The sequence below is a fragment of the Streptomyces sp. NPDC057136 genome (assembly GCF_042670885.1).
In the GTDB taxonomy this organism is placed as follows: Bacteria; Actinomycetota; Actinomycetes; order Streptomycetales; family Streptomycetaceae; genus Streptomyces.
This window is the reverse complement of record NZ_JBHUUV010000011.1, coordinates 144,790-164,075: the sequence shown is the minus strand read 5'-3', so window position 1 is coordinate 164,075 and position 19,286 is coordinate 144,790. Positions and strand designations below refer to the sequence as shown.

Below are 19,286 nucleotides of genomic sequence, written 5' to 3'. Positions count from 1 at the left end.
GCGTCCGCACGCGATCGCTACGCGTCGAGCCCGTCCACCGTCACCTGGTACGCCGGCGGAACACGTACCCTCCGCAGACCGCCCCTGCCAGGAAGACTCCCACCAGGGCGACCCACAGCGGCATGGTGACTTCGGGAATCCACAGGCGGATGGTGATTTCTTCGGTGTTCACGCAGATGAAGGCGATCGCCAGCGCGGCCACGACGAGGACGGCGATCCGTCCCGGAGTGAGCATGTTCTTGGCGGTCTTCCCACCACTCGATACGTCCTTGGGGCTCATGGTCCGGCCTTTCGCTGGAGCCTCGTCTGCAGCACCCCGCAGCCGCCCCCGGTTCCCAGAGTGTCTCCACCCGGGTCCGGAGGGCAGCGGGATACCGCCGTTCGAGTGACAGCGCGGACGGCCCCGTGGCCGGTCAGCCGGCCGGGATCACCGGAAGTTCCAGCACACCGGTGTCCTCGGGAGCGCTGACGACGGTCACCGGCTTGATGCCCCGGTTGCCGAAGTACGCGGTGTCGCTCGCCGCGATCACGAATTCGAGCCGGTGCCCCGTCTCGTACCGGTGCACGATGCCGGGCAGTTCCACCGTGAAGGGGCGGGTGACGTCGGGGACCCGCACCGGGGAGACCAGGCGGTTCACCAGCTTCCTGCTGCCGTCCGGTGCCACGTCGTAGACCTTCGCGAACAGGACCAGCTTTTCGGAGGCGTCGCCGCTGTTCTGGACGCGCTCCGTCTTCGGCGACACGACCTTCAGGGTGGCCTTCGGGGCGCCGACGACATCGACGGGTGCGGTCAGCGGTGCGCTGGTCCAGCCTAGGTAGGTGCCCTTGGTGTCGTACGGCGCACGGTCGGGCAGTCCGATCAGACCGGCAAGCGAGCTTTCGGAGTGGCTGGTCGGCACCAGCCAGTTGCTGTACTGGCGGCTTCCCCGGGCGACCTTGGAGCGGTTGTCGACCAGTTTGCCGTCACCGGAGAGATACATCGTCTGCGAGAGAGCGGGCACGGCGCCCGCGGTGCCGTAACCGCTCTGCCAGTCACGGTAGTAGGCGAATGCGGGGCCGGTGTCGGTGTTCTTCTTCTGGAGGTAGCGGTCGAACCACGCGAGCACGCGCCGTCCGACGTAGCTGGTCTCCAGATTCCCCTCGGTGAGGTTGAGTTCACCGGGGACCTGGCCGCCGCTGTGCCCCCAGGACTGCCAGATCATCTTCGTCGTGGTGCCCTGCGCCGTGAGGGTCTTGTACGTGGCGGTGGCCTCGTTCAGGTTGAACAGACTGTCGGCCTGGCCCTGTACGAGGAGGGTCGGCGCCTTCACGCGGTCGAGGTACGAAACAGGCGAGACGCCGCGCGCGTAGGAGAGCATCGCGTCCGCCTCGTCCTTGGGGTAGCGCCCCGAGTTCAGCAGCCGGATGGTGTCGCAGGCCTGCGCCGCGAAGTGAAGGCAGGTGAGACTGCCGAACCTGGACGGGTCGAGGCTCGCGTTGAGCAGCGTCTGCCCCTCCCCCATCAGATAGAAGCCGTTGGTCCACTGCCACTTGAAGACGCCGGGAGTGTCGGATGAGACGCCGTGGCGCGCACCGGTGCTGTTGGGGGCGAGCGCGTATCCCAGGTCGTTCCAGGTGATGAGCGGGACGAGTGCGTCGACCCGGTGGTCGACGGCCGCGGTGGCCATCTGGACCGCCCCGCCGTACGAGCCGCCGATCATGCCGACGCGCGGATCGCCCGCCCCGTCCTGGGTGACGTAGTCGGCCTTGGTGCCGTCGTCGGCGGCGCGGGACCCGGCCAGGAAGTCGAGGAGCCCGGAGGCCGCCTTGCCGTCGACGGCCGGGTCGTCGAGGGTGATGAGGCAGCCGGACTTGCCGAAGCCGAGACCGGAGTAGACGAGGCCGACGTACCCGCGTGCGGCGAATGCCTTGCCCATGGCGTCCGTCGACCCGTCGGACTTGCTGCCGCCGAAGCCGTTGGTGGCGAGGACGGCGGGGGCGGGGTGCGCGGCGTCGACGCCATCAGGGCGGTAGAGGTCGGCGTCGACGGTGCAGGAGCGGTCGCCCGCCTGGACGGTGAACTTCAGTGGGGTGACGGTGTATTGCGCCGTTTCGGCCTGGGCCGGGTTGGCGAGGGCGAGGGGGGCGGCCAGTGCCGCTCCCGCCGCGAGGACCAGTGGCTTACGGAACCTGGAGACAGCACCTGACACGAAGACCTCCACACCGAGGACACCTTACCGACCGGTAAGTACCGGGCCGCGCTCATGCTGTGACAGGCGTCATGGGTGTGTCAACGCTCAGGACGGCGTTTCCTGAATCTTGCTCAACTTCTGCACCCGCCGAGGGAATTCGGACGAGGGACTTCAGACAAGAGCGGGCACCTCGACCGTGAGCGTGCACCGCCCGCCGTCCTCCGGCGCGTCCAGCACGGCGGGCACACCGAGCGGAATCGTCAGCGCTGTCGGGCTGTGACCGAAGCCCAGCTCCTCGGCCACCGGTATGCCCAGACCACCGAGCCGGTCCGCCAGCACGGCCCGTACCTGCTCGTACGGTCCGCAGTTCTCCCAGGACCCGCACGCCACACCGGAGATCCCGTCGAGGGCGCCGGTACGCAGCAGTTGGGTGAGGATGCGGTCGAGCCTGTACGGGTCCTCGCCCACGTCCTCCATCACCAGCAGTCCGCCCCGGGCCGACCTCCGGGCGTGCGCGGCGCCGATGTCGGCGGCGAGCAGGCTGACGCAGCCGCCGTACGTGATGCCCCGCGAGCGGCCCGGGACCAGCGCGGTCGCCGACTCCAGACCGAGGGTGCGTACCGACTCCGGCTCGAAGAGGGTGGCGCGCAGCGACTCCTGGGTAGCGGCGTCCTTGAGGAAGTTCTCGGTGGCGACCATCGGACCGTGCAGGGTGGAGATCCCCGCCCGTACGGCGAACGCCTCGTGGAGCGCGGTGATGTCGCTGTAGCCGACGAACACCTTGGGACCGGCCGCCCGCATGGCGGTCCAGTCCAGGAGGTCGACCATGCGGTGGGCGCCATACCCTCCGCGGGCGCACAGCACGGCGTCCACCGACGGGTCGCACCAGGCGTCCTGGAGGTCCCGGGCGCGATCCTCGTCCGCACCGGCCAGGTAGTCCAACTCGGGGTGGGCGTCCAGGACATGGGGTGCCACCACGGGGTCCAGGTCCCAGCCGCGCAGCAGGTCGAGACCGGCCTCCAGCCGGTCGGCGGGCACGGGCCCGGCGGGAGCCACGACGGCGACCCTGGCACCCGGCCGCAGCCGGGCCGGCCGGGTGAGGGGCTTGAGCGTCACTTCGTCAGCTCCAGTCGCGGTACGTCGGGGCGTTCGATGCCGAACGTCTGGGCATACAGGGAGAGTTCGGCCTCCAGCGCCCGGATCAGGGTGTCCGCGCGCCGGAATCCATGGCTTTCCCCCTCGAAGGCGAGGTACGCGTGCGGGACGGCCCGGCCCGCCAGTTCGGCCAGGAACCGTTCGCTCTGCACGGGCGGGCAGATCACGTCGTCGAGCCCCTGGAGCAGCAGGAACGGGACGGTGAGCCGGTCGGTGCGGTGCATCGGTGACCGCTCGTCGTAGCGCTCCGGCACTTCGGCGAACGGGCCGACGAGTGATTCCAGATACTGCGACTCGAAGTCATGGGTCTCGTCGGTGGCCCAGCCCGCCAGATCGAGGATGGGGTACAGGATCGTCCCGCAGGCGTAGACGTCGGTGCCGGTCAGGGAGGCGGCCGTGGTCCAGCCGCCGGCGCTGCCGCCACGTACGGCCAGCCGGTCGCGGTCGGCCGCACCCTCGGCCGCCAGCGCCTCGGCGACGGCAGCGCAGTCCTCGACGTCCACGACGCCCCACTGTTCGCGGAGCCGCTCGCGGTAGGCGCGGCCGTAGCCGGTGGAACCGCCGTAGTTGACCTCGGCGACTCCGATTCCGCGGGAGGTGAAGTAGGCGATTTCCAGGTCGAGTACGAGCGGCGCGTGTCCGGTGGGGCCGCCGTGCGCCCAGATCACATAGGGGGCCTTCTCGCCCTCGGGGCCGGTGTGGCCGGGGTGGTGCGGCGGATGGACGTGGGCGTGGATCTCGCGCCCGTCGGGTCCGATGAAGGTGCGTTCCTGTGGCTGCGAGTAGTACGCGGGATCAACGGCGTCCCGATGCTGCGCTCCGATGATCCGGGTGTGCCCGTCGGCGGTGTCCAGCTCGACCACCTCGTAGGCGGTGTGCGGACTCGCGGCGATGCCGATGACCCTGGTGCCCTGTACGGCGAGGGTCTCGGCCCAGGCGGTCCAGGGGCCCGCCACGTCGGCGAGCTCGCCGGTCTCCGGGTCGAGCACACCCAGCCGGGTGGTGCCCTTGCCGTGGATGACGGCGATCAGGCCGTTGTCCAGGAGCCGGAACCAGCGCAGCCCGATCCGCCACATGGGGCCGCCGAACTCCTCGCCCCGGCCGCCGCAGATCCTGCTGCTCGGTACGACGGAGCCCGCCGGGGCGTCCGGGCGGATGCGCTGGAGCTCCCACCAGCCGCTGACGTCGGAGACGAACAGCAGGGAGCCGTCCCGGTCCCATTCGACCTGGCAGACGGATTCGTCGGTGTCGCCGACGAGCGGGTGGATGCCCGTGAAGGTGTCCTCGTCGGTGATGTCCGCGACCATCACGACCGTGCCGTCCCACGGCATCTGCGGGTGGTCCCAGGCGATCCAGGCGGCCCGCCGCCCGTCGTGCGAGATCTTCGGCCCGGTGACGAACCGGTGCCGGTCGTCGGAGAGTTCACGTACCGCGCCGCGGTCGTCGGCGGCCGATCCGTCCAGCGGCACGGCGACGATCGCCCGGCGCACGTCGGTGGGCGCCTCGCCGGTGAACTCCTCCATGACGCACCAGACTTCGCCCTGCGCGCCGCTCTCCGTGCGGACCGGGCGGAGCTGCGGGTCGGCCCAGCGCAGCCCGTCACCGACGTCGGACACAGGGGTGAGCGGCCACGGGTCGCGGGGGCCGTCCGGTTCGTACGCGTACAGCCGCTGGTCGTCGAAGTGGACGAAGACGACCAGCGGGCCGCCTTCGGAGCGCTCGGCCCCGGCCCAGGGCTGCCCGCCGTACTCGATGACGCGGCTGCGGGCGTTCCAGGGTGCGGGCAGCGCGGCGGCGGTGGTGCCGTCCGCGCGGCGGCGCACCAGGGCGCGGCGGCCGCCTTCGGCCGGGCGCGGCTCCGTCCACCACACCTCGTCGCCGACGGTGCCGACGAACTCGGGGCGGCCGTCGAGCGAGGCGGCGAGTGCCGCGTCGATCGGCGACGGCCAGGTTCCGTAGGGCGCTGTGGTGACCATGTGATTCCCCCCGTGTCGGGTCAGGCGGTACGCAGGTAGTGGTCGAGGACGCGGACGCCGAAGTGCAGCGCGTCGACGGGGACGCGCTCGTCGACGCCGTGGAACATGGCCTGGTAGTCGAAGCCGACGGGCAGCTTCAGGGGCGAGAAGCCGTATCCGGTGATGCCCAGCCGGGAGAACTGCTTGGCGTCCGTGCCGCCCGACATGCAGTAAGGCACGACATGGCCGTCCGGGTCGAAGCGTTCGACGGCGGCGCGCATCTTGGCGTACGTGGGTGAGTCGACCGGGGCCTCGAGCGGGATCTCGCGGTGGTGGAATTCCCAGGAGACATTGGGTCCGGTCAGCCGGTCCAGGGTCTCGTGGAACTCGTCCTCGCCGCCGGGGAGCATCCGGCCGTCGATGTGGGCGGTGGCACGGCCCGGGATCACATTGACCTTGTATCCGGCTTCCAGCATCGTCGGGTTGCTGCTGTTGCGGACGGTGGGCTCGACGAGTGCGGCGGCCGGTCCCAGCTTGCCCAGCAGTTCGTCGACGTCGAATCCGGGGGCCTCGGTGTCGACGGGGATGCCGTGCAGCGCCGCGATCTCGGTGAGGGCGGCCCGGACGGTCGGCGTGAGCCGCACCGGCCACGGGTGCGTCCCGATCCGGGCGACGGCCGAGGCCAGTCTGGTCACGGCGTTGTCCCGGTTGACCTTGGAGCCGTGCCCTGCCTTGCCCTCGGCGGTCAGCTTGAGCCAGGCGGTGCCGCGTTCGCCGGCGGCGATCGGGTAGAGGGACATTCCCTCGCCCGCGTGGAAGGTGAAGGCCCCGGATTCACTGATGCCCTCGGTGCAGCCGTCGAAGAGGCCGGCGTGACGCTCGACGAGAAAGCCGGAGCCGTCCTCGGCGCTGGCCTCCTCGTCGGCGGTGTACGCGATGACGATGTCACGGCGGGGGCGGACTCCGGCACGTGCCCAGGCGCGTACGACGGAGAGGACCATCGCGTCCATGTTCTTCATGTCGACGGCCCCGCGGCCCCAGACGACGCCGTCGCGGACCTCCCCGGAGAAGGGGTGCACGGTCCAGTCGGCGCTTTCGGCCGGTACGACATCCAGGTGCCCGTGTACGAGGAGGGCGTCGGCGGACGGGTCCGTGCCCTCGATACGGGCGACGACGTTGGTGCGTCCGGGCGTGCGCTCCAGGAGGGCCGGTTCCAGTCCGGCGGCCGCCAGTCGCTCGGCCACGTACTCGGCTGCCGGACGCTCCTGGCAGCTGCTGTCACCGCGGTTGGTGGTGTCGATCCGGATCAGTTCGGAGGTGAACGTCACCGATTCCTCGAGTGCCTGCTCGTCCACAGGACCGAGCGGGCTGATCGCCTCAGCCATATTGTTCCTCCACGGCGGACGACACGATGGTCGTCACCGCCTTGAACGTGCGAATACCTTCGTACATCGTGACGCTCGTGTAGGCGACACGCCGCTCACCGGTGGGCGCCACGCCGGGTACGACGGTGGCGGCAGCCGCCAGATGCTCGGCGTCGAACTCCAGCTCCACCGTGAAGGAGCCGCCCGTAGCCGGCGGGTGACGCACGGCGAGTCCGGTGGCGTCTCTGGCCGCGGCCCTGATGTCGGCGGCGGTACGGGCCGGGGTGCGGCACACCGCCGCGTACCGCGACACGTAGTCCTTCACCGCGACCTTGCGGGCGGCGGGCGCGTATCCGTCGGCGTCGACGCAGGTCAGATCGTCCCCGGTGACGAGGACGACGGGCACCCCGTACTCGGCGGCGACGTGCGCGTTGAGCAGCCCCTCGCTCGCGCGGACGCCGTTGAGCCAGACCCCGGTGATGGAGTTGGCGAGATAGGTGTGGGCGAGCACGCCCTCCGTACCGGCCCCGGTGTGATAGCCGACGAACGCGACGGCGTCGACGTCACCGTGCTGGATGCCCTCGACCATGGAAAGGGACTTGTGCTTGCCGGTGAGCATCTGCACCCGCTCGTCGAGCCGCTCGAGGAGCAGATTGCGCATGCTCCAGTGGGCTTCGTTGACGAGCACTTCGTCGGCTCCCCCGTCGTAGAACCCGAGGGCGGCCGCGTTCACGTCGGAGGTGAACATGGAGCGGCACCGCTCCCACTGCGGAGTTCCGGGCAGCACATCGGCGGGCCACGTCACTCCCGTGGCGCCCTCCATGTCCGCGCTGATGAGGATCTTCATCGGCGCCACGTTACGCGTCGCCGAACGGCCGGACCAGAACCACAGGGAGGTTTAATGGTCCAGTCCTGTGGCGTGGGCCGGTGGGCGGGATCAGCCGATGGGCAGAAGTGCCGGCCACCAGTCGGGGACATTGCCCGGTGCGCAGGCCTGCCCGGTGGACCCCGCCAGGAGGTGCCACACCGCCATCGCGGGCCAGAGCAGCAGAACGGCCAGGGCGAGCACCCCGAGAGCGGGAACCAGCACCCGCTGCGTGTCCGGTGACCCGCTCAGTCCGATCCAGGCCGCCACTGCCAACGAGGGCGCCCGGCCGACCCTCCTCAGAATCCAGCTGCCCCAGGTGTCCGCGAGGCACCGGAACAGATACCACCACGCCAACAGGCCGATCACGGCGAGTACCAGCCGCACGGGTGGACCGATCTCCGCGACAACCGCCTGGCCCGGCGCTCCCGCCTCTTTCCTGGTCCGCCCGAACCACGATGCCCGGGTCCGCCGCGTCGAGCTGCTCGCGGAGCCATCCGGCCATGCATACCGCGGCGACCTCGGGCTTGTAGTCGGCCAAGGGGTGGACGAGGCCGTGCACCTGGATCTGGACACCACCGGGGTACGCCTCGGTCAGCTGCCGCCGCATCAGCGAAGCGCCGAAGGCGAGCCACGCAAGATCCTTCCAGTAGATTCCGGTCGGCGGAAGCGTGAGCCAGATGCCGCCGTACACCGTCGTGCTGTGCTCCGGCGGAGCACAGACCGCCTGGAGCTCGGCTTCCAAGTCGGCCGCCAGGCCGCCCAGAGGCGCCGACCACTGACGGAACGCGAACCTGTTTCCCATGTCGCTCCTGTTCCCGTCGGCGCGATCAGCGGAGCGCCGTGTTCGTCACGGGCGCTGCCGCCGAACCAGCCGGCGCGGCCGGGGCAGCGGGAAGGTTCAGCAGAGCGCGGATCCGCCGGCTGTGCGCGTTTCCGGAGTGGTTGTCCACCGAGCGGAGGTGTCGGAGAAAGGACGGGGTGTCGGATGCCTCGGCTGCCTGCCGCCAGAACGGAAGCCCCGCTTCGAACTCCGCCACCAGCCGCGCCTTCGGCTGCTCCGCGCCGCCGGGCAGGTCGGCGCCTAGCACAACTTTCGGTCGAACTGGGGTATCGGTTCACGGCTGGGATCTGATGACAGCGACGCAGCACAGAACAGCCAGTGCCAGAGCGGCGCCCGCCGGTCCGGCGCCCGCCGCTGCGGCGGAAGCGGGAAGCACCCGGTCCGTCGGGGCGATCACGCCTTCGGGGTCGAAGACCATCGTGGGGTGGTGACCCGTCCGCACCGCGGGACCGCAGCTCCGCCATGCCTCAACGGCGACCGGTGTGCCATCCAGCAGCTCCACGGAGCACGAGTTCTTGACGTAGTCCCGTCCTTCGTAGCGGTGGACATGGACCTCGGTCACCACCACGGTCCTCGGTTCGCCGCGTGCGGCGAGAACGGCCTCCGCTGTCTGACCCGGGACCCACCAGGCCAGTACCCCGCCGAGGAGAGCCACCCCGACCAGGAGAACCCGCCCGGCGTTGGTGAAGAACAGGTACACGGCACAAGCCAGTGCCACGGCAACCCCGACGCCGGTGCCCAGGGCGCTGTGACCGGTCAGTGCTCCGGCTGCCGCGGCGCCTACGACGAGGCAAGCGGTCGTGAGTCCCAGCAGCGCCCCCTCCACCACGAGCCGTGTGGGCGGCCGCTCTGCAAATGTGGCCGGGCCCCACATGCGGGTGCGGTAGTTGTCGGCAGCCCCGAGGCCCTCCGATTGGGGGTCGCTCATGTTCTCCGTCCATCAGGGCTCAGGATTCCAGGTCAGCGAAGTGTCGACTGCGCCGGCAACCGAGTGCAATGGGTCAAGTGGATTAGCAAGCAAGGAAGGAAAGAAGGAAGCGTCTCTTCGGTTTCTCTTCGGGGGAGTCAAATACCCGAATTATGAACTCTCTTGACAATGCGTGCCCCAATTCACCCGCTTCTTCCGCACCCTGGCATGTGCCGATTCGGATGGTGTATAACCCAGGCGAACTCGCTTCGACCGAAAGCGCGGCCATGTCCACCACGCCTGAACCAACCGACCCGGAACAGCTGGAACAGCTGGAACAGTCCGAAACCCCTGAAGTCGCCGGGAAGGTGTCCCGGAGCCCCGACCGCCGCGGCATCGCCGTCGCCGCGGCACTGCTGCTCGCGTGCGGCGCACTCATCACCTACGGAATCCTCGACACCGGCAGCGAGCAGGCCGACAAGGAGTCCGCGGTGCCCGCCGCCGCCGTGACCTACGAGGTACTCGGCGACGGCGCGGCCGACATCTCCTACCGCGGGGACGGCAAGGGCGACCGGGCTACCGTCGTGAAGAACGCCGAACTGCCCTGGAAGAAGACGGTGCACGTGCCACTCGGCACCTCCCCCGTCGTCAACGTCACCCTCGGCGAAAAGGGCGGCGAGGCGAGCTGCACACTCGCCGTCGGCGGCAAGCACGTCCAACGCGCCACCGCATCAGGGGCCTTCGGACGCAGCACCTGCACCAGCGAACTCCCCACGCCGGAGCCATCGGCACCCGCGGAGGGAACCGGCTGATTCCCGGCCATCGGGGCGACGCGCTCACACCTCCCGTCGGACGTGCGGTGGTGGAGGGGCCGCCGCCAGGGTCTGTTCCGTCCAGATGACCTTGCCGTCGCCGGTGTAGCGGGTCCCCCACCGGTCTGCGAACTGGGCGACGAGGAACAGTCCGCGGCCGCCTTCGTCCATGGTGGCCGCCTGCCGCAGATGGGGCGAGGTGCTGCTGTGGTCGGAGACCTCGCAGATCAGCGAGCGGTCGCGGATCAGCCGGACGCGGATGGGACCGTCCGCGTGGCGAATCGCGTTGGTGACCAGCTCACTGAGGATCAGCTCGGTGGTGAAGGACTCCTCGGTCAGCCCCCACTCGGCCAGCTTGCGTGACACCTCTGCCCGTACGAAGGACACGGCCGAAGGATCGGACTGTACGTCCCAGTCGGCCATGTCCGCCGCGTCGAGTCTGTGCGTACGGCCGACGAGCAGCGCGATGTCGTCGCGGGCGGGGTCGCTCACCAGCGTGCGGACGACGGCCTCGCAGGTGACCTCCGGCAGGTCGGCCGCGTGGTCGGCGAGGGTGCGGCGCAGCAGCTCCAGTCCTTCGTCGATGTCACGTCGGCGGTCCTCGACGAGCCCGTCCGTGTAGAGCACCAGCTCGCTGCCCTCGGGGAGCAGTACGTCGAGGGTCTCGAAGGGCAGACCGCCGAGCCCGAGCGGCGGCCCGCCGGGCACATCGGCGAACTCGGCGGTGCCGTCCCGCTGGACGATCACCGGCTGGAGGTGGCCGGCCCGGGCCATGGTGCAGCGTCCGGAGGCCGGGTCGTAGATCGCGTAGAGGCAGGTGGCTCCGGTGACCGCCGCCGCGGCCGGGTCGAACGCCTCGTCCTGGTCGATCCGCGCGACCAGTTCGTCCAGGTGCCAGAGGATCTCGCCTGGCGGGAGGTCCAGGGTGGAGAAGTTGTGGACCGCTGTGCGCAGCCGCCCCATGGTGGCGGCGGCGTGGAGTCCGTGGCCGACGACGTCGCCCACCACGAGAGCGACCCGAGCGCCGGGCAGCGGGATGATGTCGAACCAGTCGCCGCCGACGCCGCCGCGCCCGGCGTGCGCGGGCAGATAGCGGTAGGAGACGTCGAGGGCGTTCTGCTCGGGGAGGCCGTGCGGCAGCAGGCTGCGCTGCAGGGTCACCGCCATGGCGTGCTCGCGCGAGTAGCGGCGGGCGTTGTCGATGCTGACGGCGGCGCGGGCGACCAGTTCCTCGGCCAGGGACAGGTCCTCCTCGTCGAAGGGTGCCGGGTTGGCCGAGCGCCAGAACATCGCCACGCCCAGGACGGCGCCGCGGGCGCGCAGCGGTACCGCGATCTTGGAGTGGACGCCGTTGTCGACGAGCCTCCGGGCCCGCTCGGGGTCCTGCTCCTGCCACCCGGCGAAGTCCGCCAGATCCAATTCGAGGACGGCCTCGCCCCGTCCCAGTCCTGACCCCGTGGGAGTGGTCGGCATGAACCGGAGGGTCGAGCCGACCGGCTGCAGGCCCATGTCCCCACGCTCGCCGCTGAGGGCCGTTCGCCGCATCTCGGTCCCGCCGCGGATGGCGGCCGGTTCCTCGCCCTGGAGCACGGCCTCGACGACGTCGACGGTGGCGAGGTCGGAGAAGCTGGCGGCGGCGAAAGCGGCGAGTTCCTCGCAGGTACGCACCACGTCGAGGGTGGTGCCGATCTCCGCCCCGGCCTCGTAGAGCAGATTCAGCCGCCCCCGCGCCACATCGGCCCGGCCCGTCAGGGCGCGCAGTTCCGTGGTGTCGCGCAGGGTCGTCACGCTGCCGGGCGGTCCGCCGTCCTTGTCCGTCGACCTCTGGTTGACGGCCAGCAGGCGGTCGCCGACCGGGTGGAGCTCGTCGGTCACGATGCGGCCGGAGTCGAGCAGTTCCGTGGTGGCCGGGTCGAGGCCCAGCTCGGGAACCGTACGCCCGTCCACGTCCGGCGGCAGGCCCAGCAGCCTGCGCGCCTCGTCGTTGGCGAGCATGAGCCGGCCGTCGCCGCCGACGATGACCACGCCCTCCCGTACGGCATGCAGGACGGCGTCGTGATGCTCGTACATCCGGGTCATCTCGGTGGGTCCGAGGCCGTGCGTCTGGCGGCGCAGGCGCCGGCTGACGAGCGCGGTGCCGCCCGTGGCGAGGAGCAGGATTCCGGCGGCGGAGCCGAACAGCAGCGGGAACTGGTCCTCCACGACACCGCTCACGTGTTCGATGGTGATCCCGGCGGACACCAGGCCCACGACGGTGCCGTCAGGGCCGACGACCGGCACCACGGCCTGGACGAGCGGCCCGATGGTCCCGATGATCCGCTCGACGACGATGCCGCCGCGGAGGGCGGGCTCCACATTGCCGACGAATTTCTTGCCGATGCGGTCGGGCAGTGGGTGGGTGTAGCGGATGCTGTCCGTGTTCAGTACGACGATGAAGTCGACCCCGGAGCGCTTTCGGGCCTTCTCGGCAGCCGGCTGGAGCACCGCGGTCGGGTCGGGGCTCTTCAGCGCCGCCGCGGTGCCCGGTGCGTTGGCGAAGGTCTCGGCCACCGCTACGGACCGGTTGCGAGCCTCCGTTTCGCTGTCGGCCCGCGACTGGAGCACGAGCACGGCCACGGCAGCGACGACCAGTAGCACCACGATCGCCACTTGCAGGAGAAAGACCTGACCGGCGACGGTCCGCATCCTGAGAACCGAGCGCGGGCGGCCGTAGCGTCCGGCCATGCCCTCTTTTTACACCCTCCGCATGCGCCGGGCGACCCACGCGGCTCCGCACGGAGACGTCCGGTGGCGTGCTGTGCCCGGCGGGCGGCGGCTCATCGGTCTCCGGCGGCGGCCGTGCGGTGCTCGTGGACGCGCAGATGCAGGGCGGCCAGATCGAGGAGAGGGGTGTCGACCGAGAGGTCACGGGCGCGGGCCACCAGGTCACCGAAGACGTGTTCCGCCTCGGTGGGACGGCCTGCCAGGACATCGCGGTACAGCGAGGCCGTGAGGGGGGACCCTGCCGTGGTGAGGGTGGTGGCCAGGGCGGCGAGCTCCCGCTCCCGTACGGGGAAGCCCGCGGCGTCCGCCACGGCGGCGCCTTCGGCCAGCAGCCCGGAGACGAAGGCGGGCCCGCCGGGTACGGATACGACTGAGCCTTTCAAGGGTTCGGGGCCCGAAGGTCCGAAGAGGCGCCTGGACAGTGTGCCGCAGACTCTGCCCGCCCGGACAGCGACGGGTGTCCGAATGGCACACTGGCGGCCCCGCGCGTAAAGGAGCCTGCAGTGCCGATCGTCCGCAAACTACGCCACGCGGTACGCCGCACCCGCCGGCCCGGGGTGGATCTCAGCCACCCCGCACGCTCGCCGCTGGGCAGCGCGGTGGTCAACTGTGTGCTGTACGAGGGCGGTGTCCGGCATCCGGTCGCCTGCCCGGCGGACGAGGCGCTGCGCCGGGTCCGCCACTCCGGCCGGGGCTTCGTCTGGCTCGGTCTGCACGAGCCGTCCGCCGAGGAATTCGCCGGTGTGGCCAAGCTGTTCGGGCTGCACCCGCTGGCCGTCGAGGACGCGGTGACGGCCCATCAGCGGCCCAAGGTGGAGCGGTACGAGGAGATGCTGTTCGCCGTCTTCAAGACCTGCGGCTACGTCGAGCACGAGCAACTCACCGCCACCAGCGAGGTGGTGGACACCGGCGAGATCATGATCTTCACGGGCGCCGACTTCGTGATCACGGTGCGGCACGGCAGTCATGGCTCGCTCGGACCGCTCAGGGAGGCTCTGGAGGCGGACCCGGACCAGCTGGCCAAGGGGCCCGCCGCCGTGCTGCACGCGATAGCCGACCAGGTGGTCGACAACTATCTGCTGGTCGCCGACGCGATGCTGCACGACATCGACGCGGTGGAGACCGCGGTCTTCAGCGAGGAGGCGGGCCGGGGCGACGCCGGGCGGATCTACCAGCTGAAGCGTGAACTGATGGAGTTCAAGCGGGCGGTGGCACCGCTGAGCCGGCCGCTCCAGGAGCTTGCGAGCCGGCCGATGGAGCCGGTGGGCCCGGAGTTCCAGCCGTACTTCCGCGATGTCGCGGGGCATCTGGCCCGTACGACGGAACAGATCGCCTCGTTCGACGCGCTGCTCGACTCGGTGCTCCAGGCCCACCTGGCGCAGGTGACCGTCGCCCAGAACGAGGACATGCGCAAGATCACGGCGTGGGCCGCCATCGTCGCCGTACCCACCATGGTCTGCGGGGTGTACGGCATGAACTTCGAATACATGCCGGAGCTGCGGTGGACCTACGGATATCCGTTCGTCGTCGGCGTCATGGCCACCGCCTGCTTCGTCATCCACCGCGGCTTCCGCCGCAACGGCTGGCTCTGACGGGACGCGTCAGCCGGCGGCGAGGATCTCCTCGATCCTCGCCAGCTCCTCGTCGCCGAACTCAAGGTTCGCCACCGCCCCGACGCTGCTCTCCAGCTGGGCGACACTGCTCGCGCCGACCACGGCGGAGGTGACCCGGCCGCCCCGCAGCACCCAGGCCAGGGCCAGCTGGGCCAGGGTCTGGCCGCGCTCCTTGGCCACCTGGTCGAGTGCGCCCAGCCGGCGCACCAGCTCCGGAGTGACGGCGTCCGGGGTCAGGAACGGGCTGCCGCCCGCAGCCCGTGAGCCCTCCGGGATGCCGCGCAGATAGCGGTCGGAGAGGATGCCCTGCTCCAGCGGCGAGTACGCGATGGAGCCGGTGCCCAGCTCGTCGAGGGCGGTCAGCAGCCCTTCCTCGGGGCGGCGGTCCAGCATCGAGTAGCGCGGCTGGTGAATGAGCAGCGGGGTGCCGATCTCCCGCAGAATGCGGGCGGCCTCGCGGGTCTGCTCGGGCGAGTAGTTGGAGATACCGGCGTACAGCGCCTTGCCCTGGCGCACCGCGGTGTCGAGCGCGCCCATCGTCTCTTCGAGCGGGGTCTCGGGATCGGGCCGGTGGGAGTAGAAGATGTCGACGTAGTCGAGGCCGAGCCGGGTCAGGCTCTGGTCCAGCGAGGAGCGCAGATACTTCCGCGATCCCCACTCCCCGTACGGCCCGTCCCACATGCCGTAGCCCGCCTTGGTCGAGATGACGATCTCGTCCCGGAGGTGCGCGAAGTCCGTTTTCAGGGCGCGGCCCATGGTGACCTCGGCGGAGCCGGGCGGCGGTCCGTAGTTGTTGGCGAGGTCGAAGTGGGTGATGCCGAGGTCGAAGGCCCTGCGCAGGATGCGGCCCTGGTCCTCCGGATTCCGGTCGCCGCCGAAGTTGTGCCACAGCCCGAGGGACAGCGCGGGCAGCAGCAGACCGCTGCGTCCGGTTCGCCGGTAGGGCATGGCGGAGTAGCGGTCGGCCGACGGGAGATACATACGCGGGCTCCACGGAGAGGTCCTGGGAACGCGCCGGGCTCGGTGCGCGTCCCCAGGCTGGCGCAGAACGATCCAGCAGTCCAACAGGAGATTCCGGTCGGATTCATCGCCTACATTTCTCAATCATGGAACTGCGTCAGCTGGAGCACTTCGTCGCCGTCGCCGAGGAGCAGCACTTCACCCGCGCCGCCGAGCGTCTCGCCGTGTCCCAGTCGGGGCTGTCCGCGTCCGTACGGGCGCTGGAGCAGGAGCTGAGGACCCCGTTGTTCAGCCGGACGACGCGTTCGGTCCGGCTCACCGAGGCGGGGCGGGCACTCCTGGTGGAGGCGGAGCGCACGCTGGCGGGGGCGCGGGCGGCGAAGCACGCCGTCGATGCCGTACGCGGGCTGCTGCGCGGCACGCTGAACGTGGGGGTAGAGCAGTGCGTGGCCGGAGTCAGCCCGGCGCAGCTGCTCGCGGCCTTTCACCGGGCCCATCCGCACATGGAGATCCGGCTCCGGCAGGAGGGCACGTCCAGTCTGCTCGACGGGGTGGCGGGTGGTCGGCTCGATATCGCTTTCGCCGCCACGGTCAGCCCGCTGGAGTGGCGTGGCGAGCTGATGCCGCTGGCCAGGGAGCCGATGGTCGTCCTGTGCGCTCCGGGCCACCGTTTCGCCCGGGAGTCCTCGGTGGCGTGGACGGACCTGGCCGGTGAGTCGTTCATCGACTTCCATCCGGACTGGGGCCCCCGGCGGGCCGCGGACGAGGCGTTCTCGGCCGCCGGGGTGCGGCGCACGGTGGCCTTTGAGGTGAACGATGTGCACAGCCTCCTGGACCTGGTCCACGAGAAGCTGGGCATCGCGGTGGTGCCGCAGCACTTCGCCCGCAAGCCCGAGGCCCGGCGCCTGGTGGCGGTGGAACCGCAGGGGCCGCACCGGCCGGTGTACGAGAGTGTGGTGGTGCTCCCGGCAGCCCGGGCGATGAGCCCGGGCGCGAGAGCCCTGATGACCTTGGTCCGGGAGGACCCCCTGGGCCAGTCTCCGAACACCTTCGCGAAAACTCCCGTCTCCTGATCGATGCCGCTGCAGGAGTCGACGACATCCCGCTCGCGCAGGCACTGTGGTCGGGGGGCGTGATCGCCTGGGTGCTGATCGCCACGGCCGTGGTGCTCTTGGGCCGGGTCGAGGACATCGCGGCGAGGAGGAGGCCACGCCTGCTGCCCTGATCACGTACTGGAGCGTGGTGCGCCCCGCTCACGGCTCAGTCCTCGTGCCCCAGTTGGAGGTCCCGTTCCGTGCGGCCGCCGCCCGCCATCTGGAGGACCGTCGCCACCGGCGGGTATCCGGCGGCGATCACCGTGTACTCCCCGGAGGACAGGTCGACGAATCGGAAGGTTCCGTCGGGCCCCGTGGTGAGGGTGTCGACCACATTGCCCGCCGCGTCGAGCAGGGTGACCCGCGCGTCCTCCACGGGCCGCCCGCCGTTCGCGCGGACGGTGCCGCGCAGGACGGCGCCGCCCGCCAGTTCGATGTCCTGCCGGGTCTCGCGGGCCGCCTGCACACTGACCGGCAGGGCGGCGGGCCGGAAGGCCGGGGCGCTGGCGGCGAGGGTGTACTCGCCGGCCACCAACTCCGTGATCACATAGCTGCCTTCGCGGCCCGTGCGGGTGGTCGCGACGACCTCGCCGCGTACGTCGGTGAGGGTCACCGCGGCATCGCGTACCGGAATTCCTTCGGCCGTCACGACCGTACCGGCGAGCCGGCCCGCGCCGCCGAGCACCACATCGAGCTCGACGGGCCGTTCGCCGACGGTGACGCTGACGGCCTGCGGCTGGTGACCGCCCGCCGCGGCGATCAGGACGTACGAACCGGAGCCGGGCACGCTCAGCGCGTACCGCCCGTCGTCGCCGCTGGCACCCCGGCCGGCCTGCTTCCCCTGGCCGTCGATGAGGGTGAGGGCGGCCCGCGGGACCTTCGTTCCGTCGGGGTGCTGGACATATCCGCAGACCGGCACACCGGCGACGTAACCGACCGTCACAGTGGCCGAGTCGGTACGGGCGGCGGGGACGGTCGCCGGGTTTGCTGCCGTGTCGGGGATGCGGTGGGACACCAGCGGTTTCTCCTTGAGGAAGAAGGCGAGGAAGAGGCCGAGCAGAAGCACCGGCACCAGGTACAGGAAGATCCGCGGCATCGCGTCGGCGTACGCCTGGATGTAGGCGTCGCGCAGCGCGGGTTCCATGGCATGGACCAGCTGCGGGGTGATCGACTCCGGGTCGGGCAGTCCGGCGCCGGACGGGAGGCGTACGTCGAGGGCGTCCGAGAGCCGCCCGGCGAAGAGCGTTCCGAAGATCGCGGCACCGACGCTGCCGCCGATCTGCCGGAAGTAGTTGTTGGCGCTGGTGGCGGTGCCGAGGTCGGCGGGCCGCACGGAGTTCTGCACGGCGAGCACCAGCACGGGCATGACCAGGCCGATACCCAGGCCGAGTACCGCCTGCGCGAGGCTGTAGTCGAACCGGGACGTGCCGGTTTCGAGCCGGGAGAGCAGCCACATGCCGACGGCTGAGATCCCGCTGCCGAGCAGGGGGTAGATCCGGTAGCGGCCGGTACGGGAGATCAGCTGCCCGGAGACGACGGACGCGCCGACGATGCCGCCCATCATCGGCAGCATCAGCAGTCCCGACTCCGTGGCGGAGGCCCCGTCGACCATCTGGAGGTAGGTCGGCAGATAGCTGGCGGCACCGAAGAGGGCGACGCCGATGACCGCGCCGACGAGACCGGTGATGTTGAAGATCGAGTCGCGGAACAGATGAAGCGGAATGATCGGTTCGGGCGCGCGGTGTTCCACGGCGAGGAAGAGCAGAGTCGTTCCGGCAGCTCCGGCGGCGAGCCCCAGGATGGTGCGCGAGCCCCAGGCGTACTCGGTGCCGCCCCAGCTGGTGAGCAGCACGAGACAGGTGGACGCGGCGGCGAGCAGCAGTGCGCCGAGGACATCGAGGCGGGGGCGTACGGCGGGCTTGGGGAGCTTCAGTACGACGGCGATGACGGCGAAGGTGACCAGGCCGAAGGGGACGTTGATGTAGAAGCACCAGCGCCAGGAGGCGTGGTCGGTGAAGAAGCCGCCGAGCAGCGGGCCCGCGACGGACGCGAGGCCGAAGACCGCGCCGATGAGGCCCATGAAGCGGCCGCGCTCCCGGGGCGGGACGATGTCCGCGATGATGGCCTGGACGCCGATCATGAGTCCGCCGCCGCCGATGCCCTGGATCGCGCGGAACGCGATCAGTTCCTCCATCGTGCGGGACCAGCCGGCGAGCGCGGAGCCGATGACGAACACGACGATCGCGAACTGGAAGACGCCCTTGCGGCCGAAGAGGTCGCCGAGCTTCCCGTAGATCGGCAGTCCGATCGTGGAGGCGAGCAGATAGGCGGTGACCGCCCAGGACATCTTCTCCAGGCCGTGCAGCTCGCCGACGATCTTCGGCAGTGCGGTGGCGACGATCATCTGGTCGAGCGCCGCGAGCAGCAGGGTGAGCATCAGGCCGAGGAAGACCATCCGGACCCGGCCGTGGCTGATCTCCGAGGGCGGCGCGGCGAGGGCGGCGTTGTCCGCGTCCGCGCCGGACGGGGGCGGTGGGGGTGGCGCGGTCTGCGTCTCGGCTCCCCCTGCGCCACTCGGCTCGTCCTTCACCAGAGTGATCCCACCCACCACGAAACGCTCCCCTCGTCGCACCTGCGCCGCCCATTTCTCGCATCACGCGGCAAGGCGGGGCAAACGCGACCGGGAGCACGACCGGCGCACACGGAGGGCTTATGCGCCGGTCGGAGGCACTACGGCGCACAACCGAGCGTCCCGGAAAACCACCCGTTCCAGTGAGGCCGGC

General features: G+C 70.6%; 15 protein-coding genes. 3 read left to right on the top strand and 12 right to left on the bottom strand.

Annotation, left to right across the window (positions count from 1 at the left end):
* Positions 1-40: 40 nt before the first annotated feature.
* From ACFT7S_RS16710 to ACFT7S_RS16675, 8 genes are all read right to left on the bottom strand, one after another.
* Positions 41-280: a lipopolysaccharide assembly protein LapA domain-containing protein gene (locus tag ACFT7S_RS16710; RefSeq protein ID WP_382732224.1), complete on the bottom strand. Its 240-nt coding sequence runs from the start codon at positions 278-280 to the stop codon at positions 41-43.
* Positions 281-413: 133 nt separating this feature from the next.
* Positions 414-2,201 (bottom strand): CocE/NonD family hydrolase, encoded by a 1,788-nt coding sequence (locus tag ACFT7S_RS16705; protein WP_382732222.1) that lies wholly within the window; start codon positions 2,199-2,201, stop codon positions 414-416.
* A 141-nt stretch (positions 2,202-2,342) separates the two neighbouring features.
* Positions 2,343-3,287: an LD-carboxypeptidase gene (locus tag ACFT7S_RS16700; RefSeq protein WP_382732220.1), complete on the bottom strand. Its 945-nt coding sequence runs from the start codon at positions 3,285-3,287 to the stop codon at positions 2,343-2,345.
* A complete protein-coding gene (locus tag ACFT7S_RS16695) occupies positions 3,284-5,302 on the bottom strand; it encodes a S9 family peptidase (protein ID WP_382732218.1) in 2,019 nt (672 codons plus the stop codon). The genes ACFT7S_RS16700 and ACFT7S_RS16695 overlap by 4 nt, the downstream gene beginning before the upstream one ends.
* Positions 5,303-5,322: 20 nt before the next feature.
* Entirely contained in the window at positions 5,323-6,666 is a 1,344-nt protein-coding gene (locus tag ACFT7S_RS16690; protein WP_382732216.1) for a M20/M25/M40 family metallo-hydrolase, read from the bottom strand.
* Positions 6,659-7,492: a M55 family metallopeptidase gene (locus ACFT7S_RS16685; protein ID WP_382732214.1), complete on the bottom strand. Its 834-nt coding sequence runs from the start codon at positions 7,490-7,492 to the stop codon at positions 6,659-6,661. Before ACFT7S_RS16685 ends, ACFT7S_RS16690 begins: the two co-directional genes overlap by 8 nt.
* A 90-nt stretch (positions 7,493-7,582) precedes the next feature.
* Entirely contained in the window at positions 7,583-7,897 is a 315-nt protein-coding gene (locus ACFT7S_RS16680) for a hypothetical protein (RefSeq protein WP_382732212.1), read from the bottom strand.
* 731 nt (positions 7,898-8,628) lie between these two features.
* A complete protein-coding gene (locus tag ACFT7S_RS16675; protein WP_382732210.1) occupies positions 8,629-9,282 on the bottom strand; it encodes a hypothetical protein in 654 nt (217 codons plus the stop codon).
* A gap of 266 nt (positions 9,283-9,548) precedes the next feature.
* Here ACFT7S_RS16675 and ACFT7S_RS16670 point away from each other — a divergent pair, with 266 nt between their 5' ends.
* Complete coding sequence (locus ACFT7S_RS16670; RefSeq protein WP_382732208.1) at positions 9,549-10,073, top strand: MmpS family transport accessory protein; 525 nt, start codon at positions 9,549-9,551, stop codon at positions 10,071-10,073.
* Positions 10,074-10,097: 24 nt separating this feature from the next.
* On the opposite strand, the gene ACFT7S_RS16665 is transcribed toward ACFT7S_RS16670, so the two are convergent.
* Entirely contained in the window at positions 10,098-12,797 is a 2,700-nt protein-coding gene (locus tag ACFT7S_RS16665; RefSeq protein ID WP_382732206.1) for a SpoIIE family protein phosphatase, read from the bottom strand.
* A gap of 92 nt (positions 12,798-12,889) precedes the next feature.
* Complete coding sequence (locus ACFT7S_RS16660; RefSeq protein ID WP_382732204.1) at positions 12,890-13,219, bottom strand: ketopantoate reductase C-terminal domain-containing protein; 330 nt, start codon at positions 13,217-13,219, stop codon at positions 12,890-12,892.
* Between the two features lie 126 nt (positions 13,220-13,345).
* On the opposite strand from ACFT7S_RS16660, the gene ACFT7S_RS16655 reads away from it, so the two are divergent.
* Positions 13,346-14,428 carry a magnesium and cobalt transport protein CorA gene (locus ACFT7S_RS16655; protein WP_382732295.1) on the top strand — a complete coding sequence of 361 codons (1,083 nt, stop codon included), beginning with the start codon at positions 13,346-13,348 and terminating at the stop codon, positions 14,426-14,428.
* 9 nt (positions 14,429-14,437) lie between these two features.
* Here the strand turns inward: ACFT7S_RS16655 and ACFT7S_RS16650 are convergent, their stop codons facing one another.
* Positions 14,438-15,430 (bottom strand): aldo/keto reductase, encoded by a 993-nt coding sequence (locus ACFT7S_RS16650; protein ID WP_382732202.1) that lies wholly within the window; start codon positions 15,428-15,430, stop codon positions 14,438-14,440.
* Between the two features lie 125 nt (positions 15,431-15,555).
* Here ACFT7S_RS16650 and ACFT7S_RS16645 point away from each other — a divergent pair, with 125 nt between their 5' ends.
* On the top strand, positions 15,556-16,482 hold the full coding sequence (locus ACFT7S_RS16645) for a LysR family transcriptional regulator (protein WP_382732200.1): 927 nt from the start codon (positions 15,556-15,558) through the stop codon (positions 16,480-16,482).
* A 187-nt stretch (positions 16,483-16,669) separates the two neighbouring features.
* On the opposite strand, the gene ACFT7S_RS16640 is transcribed toward ACFT7S_RS16645, so the two are convergent.
* On the bottom strand, positions 16,670-19,114 hold the full coding sequence (locus ACFT7S_RS16640; RefSeq protein ID WP_382732198.1) for an MFS transporter: 2,445 nt from the start codon (positions 19,112-19,114) through the stop codon (positions 16,670-16,672).
* Positions 19,115-19,286 lie beyond the last annotated feature (172 nt).

Coding starts and splice junctions, on each gene's coding strand:
- ACFT7S_RS16710 (WP_382732224.1), bottom strand. CDS start 280: ATGAGCCCCAAGGACGTATCGAGTGGTGGGAAGACCGCCAAGAACATG.
- ACFT7S_RS16695 (WP_382732218.1), bottom strand. CDS start 5,302: ATGGTCACCACAGCGCCCTACGGAACCTGGCCGTCGCCGATCGACGCG.
- ACFT7S_RS16690 (WP_382732216.1), bottom strand. CDS start 6,666: ATGGCTGAGGCGATCAGCCCGCTCGGTCCTGTGGACGAGCAGGCACTC.
- ACFT7S_RS16685 (WP_382732214.1), bottom strand. CDS start 7,492: ATGAAGATCCTCATCAGCGCGGACATGGAGGGCGCCACGGGAGTGACG.
- ACFT7S_RS16675 (WP_382732210.1), bottom strand. CDS start 9,282: ATGAGCGACCCCCAATCGGAGGGCCTCGGGGCTGCCGACAACTACCGC.
- ACFT7S_RS16670 (WP_382732208.1), top strand. CDS start 9,549: ATGTCCACCACGCCTGAACCAACCGACCCGGAACAGCTGGAACAGCTG.
- ACFT7S_RS16665 (WP_382732206.1), bottom strand. CDS start 12,797: ATGGCCGGACGCTACGGCCGCCCGCGCTCGGTTCTCAGGATGCGGACC.
- ACFT7S_RS16650 (WP_382732202.1), bottom strand. CDS start 15,430: ATGTATCTCCCGTCGGCCGACCGCTACTCCGCCATGCCCTACCGGCGA.
- ACFT7S_RS16645 (WP_382732200.1), top strand. CDS start 15,556: ATGGAACTGCGTCAGCTGGAGCACTTCGTCGCCGTCGCCGAGGAGCAG.